Consider the following 247-nt stretch of genomic DNA (forward strand, 5'->3'; position numbering starts at 1 on the left):
CGTACTCATCGTCGATGCCGGCAGCGCGATCGGCGCGCTCTGCGCCGATACGGAAGTGGTGGTGTTCACCACGACCGGCACCGAGCGCACGATGCCCGACGCGAAGCTGTTCTGCACGATCACGACGTCGTAGTTGCCCTGCGTCGAACTCTGGATCAGCGGCGACAGCACGAACTTGCCGGTGCTGTCGGCCACCGTGCCGCGCACGACCTTGCCGCCTTGCTCCGCATAGACGGTCGCGCCGGCT

General features: G+C 66.8%; 1 pseudogene. It reads right to left on the bottom strand.

Going from position 1 to position 247, the window contains the following annotated elements:
• Positions 1 to 247: pseudogene (locus tag SB751_RS33895) on the bottom strand (hypothetical protein); the annotation flags it as partial.

The sequence above is a fragment of the Cupriavidus sp. SIMBA_020 genome (assembly GCF_046535395.1).
Classification (GTDB): Bacteria; Pseudomonadota; Gammaproteobacteria; order Burkholderiales; family Burkholderiaceae; genus Cupriavidus; species Cupriavidus campinensis.